The organism is Burkholderia sp. MSMB1826, from assembly GCF_001526325.1.
Classification (GTDB): domain Bacteria; phylum Pseudomonadota; class Gammaproteobacteria; order Burkholderiales; family Burkholderiaceae; genus Burkholderia.
Map to the genome: position 1 here is coordinate 22,457 of NZ_LOYN01000010.1, position 20,058 is coordinate 42,514.

Genomic DNA, 20,058 nt, shown 5'->3' on the forward strand with positions numbered 1-20,058 from the left:
TGACGAGCATGACCGCTGCGACCGGTTCCGCCGAACCGGGCCGGCGGCGGCATCGGCAAACGGGAAGGGGGGCGAACGTGACGGTCGAGCACCGGCATGATGCACACGCGGGCGCGTCGGGACTCGATGCGCGCGGTCAACGGCAATCGGCGGCGATCCTGAGCCGCGCACAACACTCGCACAGCGCCGGACGGTTCGACGACGCGGCGCGCGACTATCTCGCCGTGCTGGAGAGGGAGCCCGACAACCCCCAGGCATTGCACCTGTACGGCGTGCTGCAATTCCAGCGCGGCGCGGCCGACGCCGCCGAAGCGTTGCTGCGCCAGTCGATCGCGATCGCGCCCGGTACGCGCGTCCTGTCGGATCTCGGCGCGATCGCCGGCGAGCGCGGCCGCGTCGGCGAGGCGCTCGAGCATTTCGCGGCCGCGCTGCGCACGACGCCCGACGACGTGCAGACGCTCGTACGCCGCGGCAATACGCTGCTCGGATTGCGACGCTACGACGACGCGCTCGCGTCGTTCGACCGTGCGCTCGCGGTGTCGCCGCTCGTCCTCGATGCGCTGTGCAATCGCGGCAGCGCGCTGCGTGCGCTGCGCCGCTTCGACGAGGCGCTCGATACCTACGACCGCGCACTGATGGTCGATCCGCGTTCGTTCGAATCGTGGTTCAATCGCGGTCTCGTGCTGCGCGAACTGCAGCGGCCTGCCGATGCGCTGCAGTGCTTCGAGCGCGCAAACGCGATCCGGCCCGGCGTGACCGCGATCCTGGCCGAGCGCGGCAGTACGTTGATCGATCTCGATCGACCGGGTGAGGCGCTCGACGCGTTCAACGAAGCGATCGCGGCCGATCCCGCGCGGATCGACGTGCTCTACAACAGCGCGGTCGCGCTCGAACGGCTCGGCCGCGCGGACGAGGCGCTGGCCCGCTGCGAGCGCGTGCTGGCGTTCGATCCGGATCATGTCCGCGCCCATGCGAGCCGCGGCAACGCGCTGCTGCAGCTCGAGCGCCACGACGATGCGCTGGCGGCCTATGCGCGTGCACTGGCGCTCGATCCGCACTCGGTGGAGACGTTGTGCAACCGCGGCACCGCGTTGCGTTACCTGAAACGCTACGACGACGCGCTGGCCAGCTACGACGCCGCGCTCGCGCGCGACGCGGGGTTCGCCGAAGCCTGGACCAACCGCAGCAACGTATTGCAGGACCTGCATCGCTACGACGAAGCGATGGCGTCGCTCGACCGTGCGCTCGCGCTGCGTCCCGACCACGCGACGAACTGGCTCAACCGCGGCAACCTGTATTTCGAAACGGCGCGCCCGGACGATGCCCTTGCCGCGTACGACCGCGCGATCGCGTTGCGTCCCGACTACGCCGAAGCGCATTTCGCGCGCGCGTCGCTGTATCTGATCGAAGGCGATTTCGCGCGCGGCTGGCCCGAATACGAATGGCGGCTGCGCGACACGCAGTTGGCGCGGCACTACCGGCCGTTCACGCAGCCGGCGTGGCAGGGCGACACGCCGCTCGACGGCCGGACGGTGCTGATTCATGCGGAACAAGGGTTCGGCGACACGCTGCATTTCTGTCGCTACGTGCCGCTGGTGGCCGCGCGCGGTGCACGGGTCGTGTTCGAGGTGCAGCCGCCATTGCGCGCGCTGATGGCGTCGCTGCCCGGAGCGGTCGACGTGATCGCGCGCGGCGATCCGCTGCCGGCGTTCGACTGCCAGGCGCCGCTGTTGAGCCTGCCGCACGCGTTCCGCACCGACGCAGCCACGATTCCGTATGCCGGCGCCTATCTGCATGCCGACCCGCAGCGCACGCGCCAGTGGGAGGCGCTGCTCGGCGAACGGCGCCGGCCGCGGATCGGGATCGCTTGGGCCGGCAATCCGGCGCATCGCAACGATCACAACCGGTCGATCGATTTCGCGCGGCTCGCGCCGCTGTTCGATCTCGACGTCGACTGGATCAGCCTGCAAAAACCCGTGCGCGAACGCGACGCGGCGCTGCTCGCGGCGGCGCCGGTGCTGCGCGTCGACGACGAACTCGGCGACTTCGCGGACACGGCCGCGTTGATCGGCGCGCTGGATCTCGTGATCGCGGTCGATTCCGCCGTCGCGCACCTGGCGGGCGCGCTGGGCCACGCGGTGTGGGTGCTGCTGCCCGATCCCGCGGAATGGCGCTGGATGCGGACCCGCGGCGACAGCCCGTGGTATCCGTCCGCGCGGCTGTTCCGGCAGGCCGCGCCGGGCGACTGGACGGGCGCGATCGACGCGGTGCATGCCGCGATCGCGCCGATGACACGTTAGACACGACACGCGACACGAACAGCGACAAGCGGGAGCCACACGATGACACCGAACGGGGAAGGGACGACACTCGCGAGCGCGCCGGTCGCGCCGGATCGCCGTCCGCCCGACGCCGCGCAACTCGACCGGCTGCTCTTGCGTGCGCGCAAGGCACACCACGACGGCGCGCTGCAGCACGCGGAACACGCTTATACCGAATTGCTGACGCTCGATCCCGAGCATCCGGAGGCGCTGCATCTGCTCGGCGCGGTGCGCTTCCAGCAAGGGCGGCTCGCCGATGCCGAACCGCTGATGCGGCGCTCGATCGAGCGCCAGCCGGCGCCGCTCGCGCTCGCGAATTACGCGGCGGTGCTGACCGGGCTCGGGCGCGCGCACGACGCGCTCGCGCGGCTCGACGAAGCGCTCGAGATCAATCCCGTCCATCAGCGCGTGCTGTTCCAGCGCGCGGGCCTGCTCGCGCAACTCGCGCGGTACGACGACGCGTGTGCGGTCTACGATCGGCTGCTCGCGCTGACGCCCGGTTTTGCCGACGGCTATGTGAAGCGCAGCGACATGCTGCGTGCGCTCGGCCGCCACGACGACGCGCTCGCCGATTGCGATCGCTCGATCGCGCTGGCCGGGCGTTCGTTCGACGCGATGCGCGGGCGCGGCCTCGCGCTGCGCGAACTCGGCCGCTTCCGCGATGCGGTCGACAGCTACGGCCACGCACTCGCGCAGACGCCCGGCAGTGCCGAGGTGCTGTTTCTGCGCGGCGTCGCGTATCTGGATCTACACGAGCCCGAACGCGCGCTCGCGGATTTCAACGCGGCTATCGCGGCGAGCCCGACCTTCGTCGATGCGATCTTCAACAGTTCGATCGCACTCGAACAGCTCGGCCGGCACGACGAGGCGCTCGTGCGCTGCGACCGCGTGCTCGCGATCGATCCGCACCATGCGCGGGCACTGGCGAACCGCGGCAATGCGGCCAGTCATCTGGAGCGCTATCGCGACGCGGTCGACAGCTATGCGCGCGCGCTCGACGTGGAACCGGAGAGCCCCGGCGTGCTGTGCAACTACGCGAGCGCGCTGATGCGCGTCGAGCGTCACGACGACGCGCGCGACATGTGCGACCGCGCGCTTTCGCTTGCCGAAAACTATGTGCCGGCGTGGTTCACGCGCGGCCGCGCGGCGCTCGAAACGCATCGCTACGCGGCCGCGCTCGACGATTTCGCGCGCGTGATCGACGCGACGCCGCGCGACAAGCTCGCGCACTTCCACAAGGGCAATGCGCTGCGCGCGCTGCGGCGTCACGACGACGCGCGGCAGGCGTATGCGGATGCGATCGACATCGATCCCGACTACGTGCTCGCGCACTGCATGCGCGCGTTCCTGTGTTTGTCGATCGGCGATTTCGAAGCCGGCTGGGCCGAGTACGAATGGCGCTGGCGCGACACGCAGCTCGACGCGAGCCGGCGCATGTTCGCGCAGCCGCGCTGGACGCACGGGATGCCGCTCGACGGCAAGACGATCCTGCTGTACCCGGAACAGGGGCTCGGCGACACGCTGCAGTTCTGCCGCTACGTCCCGCTCGTGAAGGCGCTCGGCGCGCGCGTCGTGCTCGAAGCGCCGGTCGAGCTGAAGACGCTGTTCGCGACGCTCGACGGCGTCGACACGCTCGTCGCACGCGGCGAGCCGCTGCCGCCGTTCGACCTGCATTGCCCGTTGCTGAGCCTGCCGCTCGAGTTTCGCACGGACCTCGCGTCGATTCCGGCCGGCATACCGTATCTGGCCGCCGACCCCGTGCGTGTCGCGCAGTGGCGCGAACGGCTCGGCGCAGCGACGCGGCCGCGCATCGGCCTCGTGTGGTCCGGCAACCCGCTGCATCTGAACGACCGCAACCGCTCGATGACGCTCGCGGATCTGCTGCCGCTGTTCGACGACCGTTACGAGTGGATCAGCCTGCAGAAGGTGGTCCGCGACGACGATCGTCCGGTACTCGACGCGAGCGCGGTGCGCTTCGTCGGCGACGCACTCCATGACTTCGCCGATACGGCGGCGCTGACCGCGCTGATGGACGGCATCGTCAGTGTCGACACGTCCGTCGCGCACCTTGCCGGCGCACTCGGCCGGCCGCTCGCGCTGATGATTCCGCATACGCCCGATTTCCGCTGGCTGCTCGATCGCGACGACAGCCCGTGGTATCCGTCGGCGCGGCTGTTCCGCCAGCCCGAAGGCGGGCAGTGGGCGCCCGTCGTCGAGCGGATCGCGGCCGAGTTGCCGGCGCTCGTCGGCGGGGGCGCGCGATGAGCGTGCGCCGCGACGCCGCGCCGGTGGCGGGCGCCGTGCTCGGCGCCGCCGCGGCGCCGCTGCATGCGGTGCTCGCCGACGCGCTGCGCAATGCGCGCACACGTCTCGAACAGCGCGACTTCGCGGGGGCCGGGCGACTCTACGAAGGCGTGCTGACGATGGCGCCGGATCATGTCGAGGCGCTGCACCTGCTGGGCCTCGTGCATCTGCAGCTCGGCGATCCCGCACGGGCGGAGCCGCTGATCGCGCGCTCGATGAAGTTCGGATTGAACCAGCCGTGGAACCTGGCGAACCACGCGGCGGCGCTGACCGGTGTCGGCCGTCATCGCGACGCACTCGCACTCGCCGATCGCGCGCTCGCGACCGATCCGGACCATGCGCCGTCGCATGCGGCGCGCGGCGATGCGCTACTCGGGCTCGGGCAATACGACGCGGCGCTCGCGGCCTACGATCGGGCGCTCGTGCGCGAACCGGCGCACGCCACCGCGTGGCGCAAGCGCGGCGAGACGCTGCGGCGGCTCGAGCGGCCCGCCGATGCGCTGATCAGCACCGAGCGCGCGTTGCGGATCGACCCGAACGATGCGGCCGCGAACATCGAGCGCGGACATGCGCTGCGCGCGCTCGGCCATCGCGAGCAAGCGCTGCACAGCTATCAGCTCGCGATGGTCGTGCGCGGCAAGACGCCCGAGCTCGTCTACGCATGCGGCGTCGTGATGACCGAACTCGGCCGCCCGGCCGACGCGCTCGCGTGTCTCGACGAAGGGCTCGCGCGACTGCCGAACGACGAGCAGCTGCTGTACGCGAGTTGCGTCGCGCTGGATCTGCTGCACGCCCGCGACGAATTGCTGAAGCGCTGCGACCGGCTGCTCGCGTTGAATCGCGACCACGTCGCGGCGTGGGTCGGGCGCGGCAATGCGCTGCTGGGGCTCGAGCGCCATGCGGAAGCCGCAGAAGCCTACGCGCATGCGCTGGCGCGCGATCCCGACGATATCGACGCGCGCCGCAACCGCGCGGCCGCGCTGCGTGCGCTCGGCCGGTTCGACGACGCGCTCGCCGATTACGACGCGGCGCTGGCGCTGACGGGCCCGCATGTGGAACTGCATTACAACCGCGCGCTCGCGCTGCAGCAGCTCGGCCGTTACGACGAGGCGCTCGCGAGCCATGCGGCGGCGGCCGGCGCGCCCGCGGACACGGCGGAGGCCTTGTTCACGCGTGCGCTGGCGCACCAGCACATCGGCGACGACGACGCGGCGCTGACCGACTATGCGGACGCATGCCGACGCGATCCAAATCATGGGGCCGCTCGTCGCTCGCTGGCGTTCTGCCAGCTGCTCACGGGCGATTTCGACGCGGGCTGGCGGCAGCACGAGGCGCGCTGGGAGGCAGCCGACGTGATGCTGCACCGGCGTCATGCGGACCGGCCGCTGTGGACCGGCGACGAACCGCTCGCGGGCCGCACGCTGCTGCTGCATGCCGAGCAGGGATACGGCGACACGCTGCAGTTCTGCCGCTACGCAAGCCTCGCACATGACCTCGGCGCGACCGTGATCGTCGAGGCGCCTGCTGCGCTCGGCGAACTGCTCGGCACGCTGCGCGGCGTGAGCCGGGTCGTTACCGAAGGGCAGCCGATGCCGGCGTTCGACCTGCAGTGTCCGCTGATGAGCCTGCCGTATGCGTTCCGCACGACGCTCGATACGGTGCCGGCCGACGTGCCGTACCTGCGCGCCGATGCGCGAAGGCGCGCTGCGTGGGTGCAGCGGCTCGATGCACTTGCGCCGTCGGGCCGATTGCGGGTCGGGCTCGCGTGGTCCGGCAATCCGCGTCATGCGAACGACGAGAATCGCTCGATACCGTTCGCCGCGCTCGCGCCGCTCGTCGGGTGCGGTGCGCTCGACGTGACGTTCGTGAGCCTGCAGCCGCAGGTGCGGGCCCGGGATGCCGATGCGTTCGCCGCGAGCGGCGTGCTGTCGTTCGCGGACGCGCTCACGGATTTCTCCGAGACGGCGGCGCTGGTCGACACGCTGGATCTGGTGATCGGCGTCGACACGTCGGTCGCGCATCTGGCCGGCGCGCTCGGGCGGCCCGTCTGGGTGCTGCTGCCGCGCGTGCCGGACTGGCGCTGGCTGCTCGAACGCGACGACTGCCCGTGGTATCCGTCCGCGAGGTTGTTCCGGCAGGCGCGGCCCGGCGACTGGCCGGCGGCGGTCGAGCGGGTGGCTGCCGCGCTCGGCGAGGCGGCTCGCACGCGCGCCCAACCGGCGTGACCGGCCTTCCATGACAAAAGCTACGGACCTTTTCACGGCGGCCGGAATGGTCCGTAACAGTCGCCATGTCGCTGCCATTCGCGCTTCGTATGGTCTTCGGATTCCAGCGGCCTGTTTCAGGCGCAACGACATGTGCGGCGCCCGACCGGCGCCGCATGCAAATTCCTAGCATCGGGGTGGAAAGAATGGCAGCACGCGCACGTACGGAACGGCAACCTCGCGCAACGGCCTCGCGGTCGGTCCTGAAATCGGAACTGAGCCCGCTGTACCGGGCGGTCGTGCTGATGCTCGCGGCGGGCGTGTCGGCGCATGCGCACGGGGCGGGCATCATGAACCTCGGGCAGGCCACCGCGCGTGCGGCGGGCGGCGGCGCAGGCGGTGCGAGCGGCATGCCGGGCGTGCCGAATCTCGGCGTATCGCCGCAGCAGGCGCTGCAGGCGAGCCAGCCGTCGATCCGCAACCTCGGTTATGCGGCGCACGCGATCGCCGCGCAGATCGCCGCGCAGCAGAATGCGGCGGCCGCGGCGGCGAAGCTGCCGTCGACCGTGCCGAACGGGCTGACGCCGGGCGGGCTGCAGGTGGCGGCTGGCGCGTCGGGCGATACGAACAATCCGGTGCTGTGGTTCAACGCGAACGCGCCGACGCAGAGTACCGACGCGAACGGCCACGTGAACGTGGACGTGAAGCAGACCGGGCAGAACGCGGTGCTGACGTGGGAGACGATGAACGTCGGGCGGCAGACGACGCTGAATTTCGATCAGTCGGGCGGGACGCAGACGAATGGGGCGAACAACTGGGCTGTGTTGAACCGGGTCAACGATCCGAGCGGGCGGCCGAGCCAGATTCTGGGGAACATCACCGCGCAGGGGGCGGTGTACGTGATCAATCGGAATGGCGTGCTGTTCGGCGCCGGGTCGCAGGTGAACGTGCATTCGCTGGTGGCGTCGTCGCTCGATGTGCTGAACATGAACAACTACAACCAGGCCATGCAGAACAGGGTGCCGGTTGTGACGGACAGCAGTCTTGCGCAGGACGCCGCGGGGATCGTCGCGAGCAACAAGCAGTTCCTGAGTTTGCCGGCGGGAACGACAGGTGGGCTGGCGTATCCGGAGTCGGGTAGCTCGACGGGGGTGAATGGCGACAGCCAGGTTCCGAACGAGGTGCTCGGCCTCGGCAATCAGGTCAACCTCACGTCGGCCGGCCAGTATCGACCGTGGGGCGATATCACCATCGAGCAGGGTGCATCGATCACCACGCATGCGAACGGCAACGTCAGCGACGGCGGCTTCGTGATGATCGCGGCGCCGAACGTGACGAATGCGGGGCACATCAAGGCGACGGACGGGCAGGTCGTGCTCGCGGCCGGGGTCGGCGTGAGCCTGCGGCCGAACGGTTCCGGTAAAGTCAATCCGCAGGTGCTGCTGCCGGAATTGAGCGGGCAGATTCTGCTGCTTGGACCGAACGGCCAGGCGACCGACATCACGCCGGCCGGCACGCTGACCAACACGGGTATCGTCGAAGCGGCGCGCGGCAACGTGAACCTGCTCGGCAGTCGGGTCGCCCAGGACGGCGTGGTGGGCGTGACGACGAGCGTCAACGCGCCGGGCGCAATCACGATTTCCACGGTCGACGAATACCAATCCAACAATCCGGCCGGGGCCGCGTATCTCGGGCAGGCGCTTGTGACGATGAGCCAGCAAAGCACCGGCGGCGACACGCATCGTGCCGGCCTGCTTAGCTTCGGTCCCGATTCGGTGACGACGGTGATGCCGGACGGCAACGGCCAGACGACGCCTTCCACGCCGGGCGCGACCTTCACGCCAGGCAGCATCGGCATGACGGCCGGGTCGATCTGGCTCCAGGGCGGCTCGCTGATCGAGGCGCCCGGGTCGAAGGTCACCGTCACGGCGCTGACGCCGTCCACGTCCGGGGCGCAGACGCCGGCAGGTCAAACCGCTGTGCCGGGCCGCATCTATGTCGATAACGGCGCGACGATCGACGTGTCCGGCCTTGCGAACGTCGAAGTGCCGATCTCGCAGACGCTCGTGACGGTCGACCGGATCGGCCAGAACGAACTCGCGGATTCGCCGCTGCTGCGCAACGGGTTCCTGCTCGGGTACAAGGGCCTCGAGTTCGACAGCACGCTGACGGGCACGCGCAGCGACGGCGTGCAATGGGTCGGCAGCCCGATCCTGAACCTGTCGGGGTATGTAAGCCTGATTCCGCGCACGGTCGATCAGTTGCTGACCAATGGCGGGTCGATCACGCTGTCCGGCAACGAGGTGATGACCGCGGCAGGTTCGTCGATGAACCTGAACGGCGGTTACGTGCATTACGACGGCGGGATGGTCAACACGACGCGGCTGGTCGATGCGAACGGCGCCATCGTGCCGATCGGACAGGCGAGCCCGTACGACACCTACATCGGCATCGCGGGTCAATTTATCGAATCCCATCCGCGCTGGGGAGTGACGAAGTCCTGGTACAACCCGCTGCAGACGGCGGGGGCGTACCAGGGCGACTATATCGTCGGCGGCAATGCGGGCACGCTCGACGTCTATGCGTCGCAGGCGGCGGTACTCGACGGCGATATCAGCGCGCAGGCGTTCGGCGGCTCGAAACAGATGCAGGGCAACAGCCTGCCGAGCGGCGGGACGTTCAACCTCGGCGCCGATCCGAAGCTCGATGGCGCTGCACTGGTCAATCTGACGTCGAACGGCCATCCCGCCGGAACCGGCACTGTCGGCCTCGTCGTGCTGCAGGACAACGCACCGTCGCTCGACGAGGTCACGCCGGGTTTCTCGATCGATACCCCGCTGGACACCAAGACGTTGCAGGCGCTGCCCGCCGCGGACCCGCGCAACGTGCTGTCGACCACCGTTGTGCCGGTCGCGACGTTGAACAGCGGCGGCTTCGCGAATCTGAACGTGACCGAGGACAAGGTCGGCGGCACCGGGATCGTCGTTTCGCAAGGCACGCAACTGACGTTGCAGCCGGGTGGCTCCGTTTCGCTCAACAGCGCCCGTCCCGGCGCCGACGTCAATGTGGCAGGCAAGCTGATCGTGCCGTCGGGCTCGATCGCCCTGTCGAGCGGCGGCAACGTCGTCGTGGGACCGGAGGCGGTGATCAGCGCTGCCGGTCAATGGGTCAACAACGACGTGCAGGCCGCACCCGGTACGACGCCGGGCAACAGTCAGTTCGTCAATGGCGGCACCATCTCGCTGTCGGCCATCCAGAATTCGCTGAACGTGCCCGGCGTCGGCTATGCGGACACGACCGGCTCGATCCTGCTGCAGCCCGGCAGCGTGCTGGACGTGTCGAGCGGCGGCGAGATGCTGGCGAACGGCCAGATGCTGATGCAGAACGGCGTGCCGGCCGGGCGCGGCGGCAACGTGTCGCTGCAGACGTATGCGGCGCCTCAGTCGAAACAGTATGGCCATACGACCGACGGCGGCGGTGGCGCGTATTTGCCCGCGGCGCAGCCGACGGCCGGCACCCTTGCCCTGGGCGGTACGATCCTGAGCGACGGCTTTTCAGGGGGGGGCACGCTGACGCTGCAGGCGCTCGGCTTCCGGATCGGCGGCGATGCGGCGGCCGCGTCGCCGTGGGACGTCTATCTCCCGGAGAGCTTCTTTGCGCGGCAGGGGTTCGGCAAGTACGTGCTGAACGCATATTACGATGCGACCGTCGCGCCGGGCGCCACGGTCGGCGTGACGCAATTGAACCGCATCCCGGAGGCCGCGCTTCAGCAGGCCGGTACGGGCGCGAACCTGTCGTCGGGCGGCCTGACGTCGATCGGCCAGCTCGATGCGTATCACCGGCAGGCGACGAGCCTGGTGCTGACGGGCGGCAATTACACGTCGTGGCTTACATCGGCAGATGCGGCGCCGACGTACCCGGGTGTGACCGGTGCGGTCACGCTGTCGGAGGGCGCGTCGATTCATGCCGATGCGGGCTCGAGCATCGGACTCGGCTCGCCGACGCAGGTCACGGTACTCGGCACGATCGTCGCGCCGGGGGGATCGATCACGTTGAGTGCGGACGGGGCGGGCACGTTCGCGCAGACGGGACAGTTCAACACCGGCGCCCGAAGTTCAAGCCAGTCGGTCTGGCTCGGCTCGGATGCGACGCTGGACGTGTCGGGTACCGCGGTAGCCAATCCGCTCGCGGCACCGGTCAAGATCGGCGGGACCACCGTCGTGCCGAATACGGGCAAGGTGCTGCCCGGCGGCTCGGTGACGCTGTCGAGCGATACGGGTTACGTCGTTGCGCAGGCCGGCTCGAAGATCGACGTATCGGGTGCGTCGACGAATTTCGACCAATTGCAGGCGAACGGCACGTATGCGTCTCGACCAGTATGGAGCGATGCCGGCTCGATGACGCTATTGGCGGCGAACGGCCTGTTCGCGGATGCGACGCTGCAGGCCCATCCGGGCGCGGCGCAGGCGCGAGGCGGCACGCTGACGATCCTGCCGCATCAGAACGATGGCGCGACCGGCACGGCTCTGGTCGTGCGGCAAGACGGCACGCTCGCGCCCGCCGGTTTGGCACCGGGGCAGGACTTTGCGTCGGCGATCGATCCGACGACCGGCTTGCCGATCGGTCAGCCGACCGGCGTTCTTCAGTTCTCGGCCGACCGGTTGAAAGGATCCGGCATCGCGAATCTGGTGCTCGGCAGCGACACGCCGCCTAATCTTTTCGGCGTGTCGCCGACACCGATTCTGTTTGCGGGCGACGTGACACTGTCACTGCCGGAATCGGTGAGCCTGAATGCGGGCCGCATCGCGGCCATCGACATGGGACAGTTGTCGACGCTGCTGTCGACGCCGCCGGTACGCAAACCGGACGGGACGATCGCGTCGGCGGTCGACGCGGTACTGGCACAAGCGCCGCAAGCACCGCTCGGCACGACGGTGGAAATCGATGCGCCCTACGTCGCATTGTCGGGGCCGCTCATCCAGTCGCAGGCGCCGAAGTTCAATCCGGTCGCGGCGCTGTCCGATGCGACGCTGAACGTGAACGCGTCGTTCGTCGATCTGAAGAACCAGTTCCAGCTCAACAATTTTGCTCACGCGAACTTCATGAGCAGCGGCGATATCCGCCTGAGTTCGACGAACGCGAGCCAGACCCAGGCGCCGGGTCTGGCGCCCGGGATTCTTTATACGCCGGGCGATCTGACCTTCAAGGCGGCCGACCTGTATCCGTCGACCGGCAGCACGTTCGTCGTCGCTGCGGTTGGTCCGACCGATTCGTCGACAGGCAAACCGGCGCCGACGACGGTCACGTTCGCGTCGAATGGCGAGTCGGGCACGCCGCTGTCCGCAGGGGGTACGCTGCTGGTCGACGCGACGAACATCGTGCAGGGCGGCACGGTGCGCGCGCCGTCCGGCGCGATCGTGTTCGGCGTCGGCGATCCGTCGAATGCGGCGACGCAAGCACAGTTTGCGGGCCTCTCGCTCGTCGCAACGGATTCGGTGAAGCTGGCGAACGGCAGTGTGACGTCGGTCTCGAACGGCGGCGCGGTCATTCCGTACGGCACGACGATCGATGGCGTCGAGTGGCAGTTCAATCCGCTTGCCGGCAACACGACGCCCGACCTGACCGCACCGCCCGCGAAATACGTGGGCGTGAACGCCAGCAATGTCGCGCTCGACAAGGGCGCGACGATCGACCTGTCCGGCGGCGGCGACCTGCAGGCCGCCGAATGGGTGCCGGGCACCGGCGGCACGCGCGACGTGCTGTCGCAATACAACGTGAGCTATGCGAGCGGCAAGGGCGCGACGGCCGTGCCGGTCAATGCCGGGGCGGGCAACGTCTACGCGATCGTGCCGGGCGCGCAATCTCCCGTCGCCGCCTATGACCCGGTGTTCGCACAGACGCAGCAACCCTCGACCAATGCGAACGGTACGCCGACGACCGCGACGGCGACGATGGGCGTCGGGCAGGCGAGCCTGACCGATCCGGTCGGCAAGGCCGTCTATCTGTCGGGCGTGCCGGGGCTGGCGCCCGGCTACTACACGCTGCTGCCGGGCAAGTACGCGACGTTGCCGGGCGCGTATCGCGTCACGGTGTCGAACACGGCCGGCAATCTCGTGCCGGGCGCGAGCCAGATGCTGCAGGACGGCACGGTCGTGACGGCCGGCTATTTCGCCGACGCGTTGACGGGCAGCCGAAGCGCGACGCCGACGCTGTTCAACGTGCAGTCGAACGGCGTGTGGCAGCAGTACTCGCAATACACGCTGACGGGCGCGAACGCGTATTTCACGAAACTCGCCGCGACGAAGGGCAACGTGACGCCGCCGCTGCCGGTGGACGGCGGTCAGCTGGTGCTGGCGGCGACGAAGGCGCTGACGCTCGGCGCGACGCTGAATGCGGCCGCCGGCGCGGGCGGCGCGCCGGCCCAGGTCGACATCGCGTCGCAGGAGATCCAGATCACCGGTAACGGCAGCGCGGCGCTGCCCGGCTATCTGCAGATCGGCAGCGACGCGCTCGATTCGCTGAACGCGGGCAGCCTGCTGATCGGCGGCACGCGCGCGGCGACGACGAGCGGCGTCACGATCACGCCGATCGCGAACAGCGTCGTCGTATCCAACGACGGCAACACGGCGCTGAAGGGCCCCGAGATCCTGCTCGTCACGAAGACCGACGGCAGCGGCACCGATCCGAACGCGGCGAACGGCCTGCGCGTCGATGCCGGTGCGTCGATCGCCGCCCAGGGCGATTACCCGGCCGCCAAGGATCAACCGATCGCGATCGCCGGCGACGGCGCATTGCTGCGCGTGTCGAACGGCGCGATGGCGCCGTTGTCGCGCACCGGCGGCACGGGCAACGGTTTGATGACGGTCGGCGCAGGCGCGACGCTCACGGGCGGACAGGCGCTGCTGCTCGATTCGTCCGGCGATCTGAAGGTCGATCCGTCCGCTGTGCTGTCGGCCAAGGCGATCACGGCGGACGGCTCCGCGATTACGTTCACCAACGCGAGCGGCGCGTCGGCGGCGAGCCTGCCGGGCTTCGTCGTCGATCCGGCCGGTCTCGCGCAGTTCGCGAACGCGCAGCAGGTGACGCTGCGCAGCTACGGTGCGATCGGCTTCGTCGGCGACGTGAACGCGACGTTCGGCAACGGCGTCGATCTGAGCGCCGGCACGTTCACGAGCGACGGCGGCCACGTCACGCTGAATGCGCAGCAGGTCGCGTTCACGAACGAGATGGGCGCCGCGCCCGGCACGACGACGGCCGGAAACGGCACGCTGACGATCAACGCGAAAGAGATCGACCTCGGCACGGGCACGAAGGCGGCAAGCGGCTTCGGCTCGGCGGTGATGAACGCGACGGGCGGCATCGTCGGCCAGGGTACCGGCACGTTCGACTTCGGCGCATTGCCGGTCACGCTCAATGCGCCGGCCTACCTTGCCGATACGAGCTCGGCCGCCACCGTGAAGACCACGGGCGCACTGACGCTGAACGGGGCGTCGGGTACGGCATTGAAGCGCGATGCGGTCGGCGGTGCATGGACCTTCATCGGCGGTACCGTCGTCGACAACGGTGCGACGATCAGCGCGCCGGCCGGCAACGTGACACTCGAGGCGACGGCCGGCAACCTGACGATCGGCGGCGGATCGACGGTCAGCGCGGCGGGCGTGTCGAAACAGTTTTTCGATGTGACGCGCTACGCGCCGGCCGGGTCAATTACGTTGACGGCCGATGCGGGTACCGTCGACGTACAGGCCGGCTCGACGCTCGATTTCTCCGGGGCTACTGGCGGTGGCGCGGCAGGCAGTCTTTCGCTGTCGGCGCCGCAACAGGTCGTGAACCTGAACGGCGCGATCAAGGGCGGCGCGGCGAGCGGCTATGCGGGCGGATCGTTCTCGCTCAATACGGGCGGCGCGGCCGATCTCGATGCGCTGTCGAAGACGCTGGCATCGAGCGGCGTGAACGAGGCGATCACCGTCCACACGAAGACAGGCAACCTGACGCTGTCGCAGGGCAACACGCTGACCGCGCACTCGGTGCTGCTGACGGCCGACGGCGGATCGGGAAGCCCTGCCGATACGGCGAACGGCAACGTGAACGTGCTCGGGACGATCGACGCGTCCGGCAAGGCAGGCGGCGAGATCGACCTGTACGGCCGCAACGGTGTGGACGTCGAAGGTTCGCTGCTGGCGCGCGGCTCCGATCCGAATCAGCGCGGCGGGAAGGTCAACATCGGCACGACCGCATTGTTCGATCCGACGATCGTCGACGCGAACGGCAACTCGGTCGCGTACAACGCAACGTATGGTTACGAGAACATCCTGCGTGCGAACGCCGGTGCGATCACGCTCGGCGCGAATGCGCTGATCGACGTGTCGGGCGGGACGGCCGGCGGTTTGTCCGGCGGCACGGTGAATTTCCGCGCGCCGTTGCTGGCCGACAACGGCGTGAAGGTCAACCTGCCGGATACGTTCAACGACGGCAAGGGCATCGTCGGCTCGCGCGCGACGACGCTCGAGGCGTATGCGGTATGGAGCACGACGGACGCGACGACGGGCGCGCAGCACTTCGACGGCGTCATCGACCCGGCGGGATGGTATGACAAGAGCGGGCATCTGCTGGCCGGCACGTTCACGGCACAAGGGACGTCCGGCACGCCGGCGACGTTCTCGTTCGCACCGGACGGGTCGGGTGGCGGCACGCTGACGAACCAGGCGACGGGTGCAACGGCGAGTGTCACGCAGGCGCAGCTTCAAGGTGGTGACAAGGATATTGGTTTCGGCGGGCTGAACAACATGTATTTCGCGCCGGCGAGCAACGGTGCGAATACGGATCACCAGACTTTCTACGGCTACCAGAACGGCGATGCATCGACCGCGACGCCGGGAACGCTGATGGGGTTCGTGCAACACGGGCTCGATACGCTCGTCGATCCGTTCGCGGGAAAGAACATCGCGAATACGCGCATCGTGCCGGGGATCGAGCTCGACAACCCGAGCCCGGCGATCAACGGCGGCGACATTCAGGTGCTGACGAACTGGAACCTCGGGGCGGGCGCGTCGCCGACGAATCTCGCGTTCCGTTTCGACGGGCAGGCGCCGATCGTGACGCTGCGCGCCGAGAACAACGTGAAGGTGAATGCCAGCCTGTCGGATGGGTTCTTCCAGATCGCCAACCCGCTGGGCGGCGGCGGGACGATTGCGGTGCCGCCGTTGTCGACGTTGAGCGAGGCGAATGCCATTTTCAAGTTGCCGTCGGGCTACAACGCGTACCCGTACGGGTACGGAATCTGGTACTACGCCAACAAGGGTGTGGCGTTTGCCCCTGGACAGCCGGTCGGCGGAACGCCGGACGAGATCGCGGAATACTACGCGCTCTATATGGCGTACGCGAATTTTCTCGATCAGACTGCGACGAGCCTTTCGTCGCAGCTGAATTGGGCTCCGACTTACAACAATATCGGTATCGTCTATCAGCTGAGATTCAACGCGGCCGGAGCGGTCGCGGCTGGTCAGCCGAAAGGGCCGATTGCGCCTTCGGCGGCCGAGCAAGCGGTAGATCCCGGTTCATACCTGATTTATCTGAATCAGTATCAGAAATATCTGGCCGACTCCGTTCGATTCCGGAATCAAAATGGGAAGTATCCGCTAGTGGATGTTCCCGCCGCGCCAGCGGTTCAACCTGTTTCGGTGATCGGGACGCCGACGATCAGCCTGCCGGCCGTAACCGACAACTCGCCCGCGCCGACGCCGGTCGCGACCAATCCGATTCCGCTCCAGTCTTCGTCGCTGACGGGTGGAACGAGCAGTTCGTTCCGGGTAGTGGCGGGCGCCGATCTGAATAGCACGAATCCGCTTGCACTGCAGCCGTTGGCTGCGGGCGAAACAACGAGCGGCAAGAGTGTCACGTTCGACGGCCATACGACATACGTCGACAGCAGTGGGTTTGCCGTGCTTGCACCAACGACGATCCGAACCGGTACGGGCGGCATCGATGTGGCCGCGGGCAACGGCGTCGCGTTGTTCGATGCCGGTACCGCACAAGCAAACGACTCGGATGTGGTCGTGCCGGGCGTGATTTATACCGGTGGCGCGCCTGCCGCGTCCGCGCCATCCGGTAGCCCCACGGTGGCGATCCTGCACGCCGGAACCGGCTATCAGGACATTCTGATCACGCCGACCGTCAGCCCCGATTCGGCTGGCGATATCACGATCCACGCGCAGGGCGACATCACGGGCGCCGAGTACCTGACCGATACGAACGGCACGGTCACTGGACGGACCGGCACCAACATCAGTCCGTTCTGGTGGCAGTGGATGCAGATCGGCAATCCGACCGGGTCGGTCGGCGCGACCACTCCCGTTATCCAGACCGTCCAGACGTCGATCAACTTCGGTGCGTTCGATCAAGGCGTGTTGAGCGTGGGCGGAAATGTCTCCGTGTCGGCGGGCGGGAATATCTCCGATCTGTCGGTGTCGTTGCCGACCACGTGGTGGCTGACCGGCACGAAAACGGATACCCCGACCGTCAATACGGTCGGCGGCGGCAACCTGTCGGTGCGAGCCGGTGGAGACATCTTGAGCGGCGGTTATTTCGTCGCCAAAGGGACCGGGACGATCACGGCTGGCGGGAAGATCGGCTCGGATCTCGCGGTGCCGTCGCAACTCACCGGACAACCTCCGGTAACGGTGGATACGCTGCTGGCAACGCAGGACGGCGTGCTCGACGTGAGTGCGCGTCAGGGCGTGAGCGTCGGGCGTGTGTTCGATCCGTCGTATGTGCAGAGCAATACGCTGCTGTATGCGTACAAGCAGCGCGCTGACATGCAGGGCTATTCGTCGACCTCCGCGGTCAATATTGCGTCGACGACAGGCGATGTCGCGATCGGTACGCTCTCGGACGTCGGCGTGATCGGCGGCGGTGCGCCGACTACATCGATTCCGGGGGCGAACGATCTCTCGTCGGTCCTGCCGGCATCAGTGCGCCTGACCGCGTTGACGGGCGGCATCACCGTGGCGGCGAGCGGTGTGCTCTATCCGTCAGCGTCCGGCGACCTGAGCCTGATCGCCGACCAATCCGTCAACCTGTCGAGCGGCAACGGCATGGCGCTCGCCGGGGCACCCGCGTTCGGCATGCTCGACGTCGACCCGGGCGCGATGCCTTCGCCCGCCAATCCGAATGTTCTCATGGTCAATCCGAACATCGCGTCGGCGGCGGCACATGGCTCAAATGCGTTGCATGCCGACGACCCCGTGCCGGCAAGAATCTACAGCCTCAATGGCGACATCGTCGATGGCGTGCTTCAGACGACAGGAGGAGACGCAGGCTTCTACGGAAATCTGGTTCCCGTTGCGATCGACAAGCCCGCGGTGATTCAGGCTGGGCGGGACATCGTCAATCTGTCGTTCCTTGGACAAAATCTGCGCAAGTCAGACGTGACGCGTATCGTGGCGGGGCGCGACATCTACGATACGCCGCCGCAGCAGTCGCAGCCGCAGCCGCTCGTTGCACCGGTGCTGGCACTGGGCGGTCCGGGAACGTTCGACATCCAGGCGGGGCGGAATATCGGTCCGCTGACCAACCAGAGCAATCTGGGGAATGCGAAGGGCATACTGACGGGCATCGACGCAATCGGCAACGCGAACAATCCGTACCTGCCGCATGAAAGTGCGAACGTCAATGTGCTGTTCGGAATCGGGCCCGGCATTGACACTGCGTCATTCGTCTCGACGTATATCGATCCGGCGCGTGCCGTATCCGGCGTACCTGGCGCGACGCCGGAACTCATCACGTTCATGGAGCAGTATGAGGCGGGCCTCTCGGTCGATACCGGCCTCGTCAAGGACCAACCGGCAGTCAAGCCTTTGACTGCCGACGCAGCATGGTCGAAGTTCAAGGCACTTCCGCAGTTCGTTCAGCAGTTGTTTGCAGAACAGGTCTTGTTCAAGGTGCTGGCCAGCGTAGGTGAGGATTACAACAATCCGGCCAGTCCGTATTATCAGAAATATGCGCGCGGATACGAGGCGCTCAACACGATGTTCCCGTCCTCGTTCGGCTATACGGCCAACAACCTCGGTGGCGGCAACAACGGCGCGAACAAGGTGATCGATACGGGCGACCTGGATATTCGAAGCACGACCATCCAGACGCAGCAGGGCGGAAATGTGTCGATCCTGGGTCCCGGCGGACAGGCGCTGATCGGGAGCACGTCCGCGCCGCCGCAGGTCGTGGCGAGCGACGGATCGGTGATTGCCGGGCCCGGTACGATGGGTATTCTCACGCTCGAGAAAGGCGACATCGACATCTTCACCGATCGCAGCGTGCTGCTTGCGCAGAGTCGCATTTTCACCGAGCAGGGCGGCGACATGACGATCTGGAGTTCGAACGGCGACATCAACGCGGGCAAGGGCGCGAAGTCGTCGGCGGACACGCCGACGCCGCAATATGTGTGTGACGCGAACCACTATTGCACGGTCGATACGCGTGGCCAGGTCACAGGTGCCGGTATCGCGACACTGCAGAGCGTACCGGGCGTGCCGATCGGCACGATCAACCTGATTGCGCCGCGCGGTACGGTCGATGCGGGCGACGCGGGCATTCGTGCAGGTAACCTGAACGTCGCGGCGCTGCGTGTCGTGAACGCGGACAACATTCAGGTAACCGGTAAAGCGAGCGGCATCCCGCTCGTGCAGGCGGTAAATACGGGTGCGCTGACGGCTGCGAGTGCCGCCGCGTCGGCCGCGACCCAGGTCGCGCAGGATATCGCCAAGAACAATGCGTCCGGGGTGTCGCCACGTCGCTGGACGATCTCGGTGCAGGTCGAGGGGTTTGGCGATACAGGCGGCGATGGCGGGAAGAAACACAAGCAGCAGGTCGGCTATGACGCGTCGAACGCGGTGTCGGTGCTGGGCTTCGGTCAAGTGGGGCCGGCGCAGAGATCGGCGTTGAGTTCGGATGAGCGTGCGCGGTTGGGCAAGATTTGAAGGGGGAAGTCGATGCGAGCCGCCGGTTCGACTGACGGTTTATGCCCTTTGATCATCGTCTCTCGGCATTGTCGAGAGACGTAATGCAGCTGCTTGCGAATTCGAGTACAAGACGAAAAGCCGCGCCACTGGTGATTCAGAGAAATCCCATGAGATTTTCCTCTTGCGTCAGCCATCATCCAAGGCTCTTCGTGAGTGCATCAGACGATGCTTGACCTGACGGTGACGAGTAGTGCGGATTGAAGCTGTAAACGA

Annotated in this window: 4 protein-coding genes; all 4 read left to right on the top strand. The window is 67.6% G+C overall.

Features of this window, described 5'->3' with window-relative positions; genetic code table 11:
• The first annotated feature begins 77 nt into the window (after positions 1–77).
• On the top strand, positions 78–2,300 hold the full coding sequence (locus WS95_RS02220) for a tetratricopeptide repeat protein (protein ID WP_059822051.1): 2,223 nt from the start codon (positions 78–80) through the stop codon (positions 2,298–2,300).
• 42 nt (positions 2,301–2,342) lie between these two features.
• Complete coding sequence (locus WS95_RS02225; RefSeq protein WP_059822053.1) at positions 2,343–4,586, top strand: tetratricopeptide repeat protein; 2,244 nt, start codon at positions 2,343–2,345, stop codon at positions 4,584–4,586.
• Positions 4,583–6,850 carry a tetratricopeptide repeat protein gene (locus WS95_RS02230; protein ID WP_059822055.1) on the top strand — a complete coding sequence of 756 codons (2,268 nt, stop codon included), beginning with the start codon at positions 4,583–4,585 and terminating at the stop codon, positions 6,848–6,850. Before WS95_RS02225 ends, WS95_RS02230 begins: the two co-directional genes overlap by 4 nt.
• A gap of 185 nt (positions 6,851–7,035) precedes the next feature.
• The gene (locus WS95_RS02235) at positions 7,036–19,803 is read left to right on the top strand and encodes a filamentous haemagglutinin family protein (protein WP_082746835.1); all 12,768 of its coding nucleotides are present in this window, start codon (positions 7,036–7,038) and stop codon (positions 19,801–19,803) included.
• The last annotated feature ends 255 nt before the right edge of the window (positions 19,804–20,058 follow it).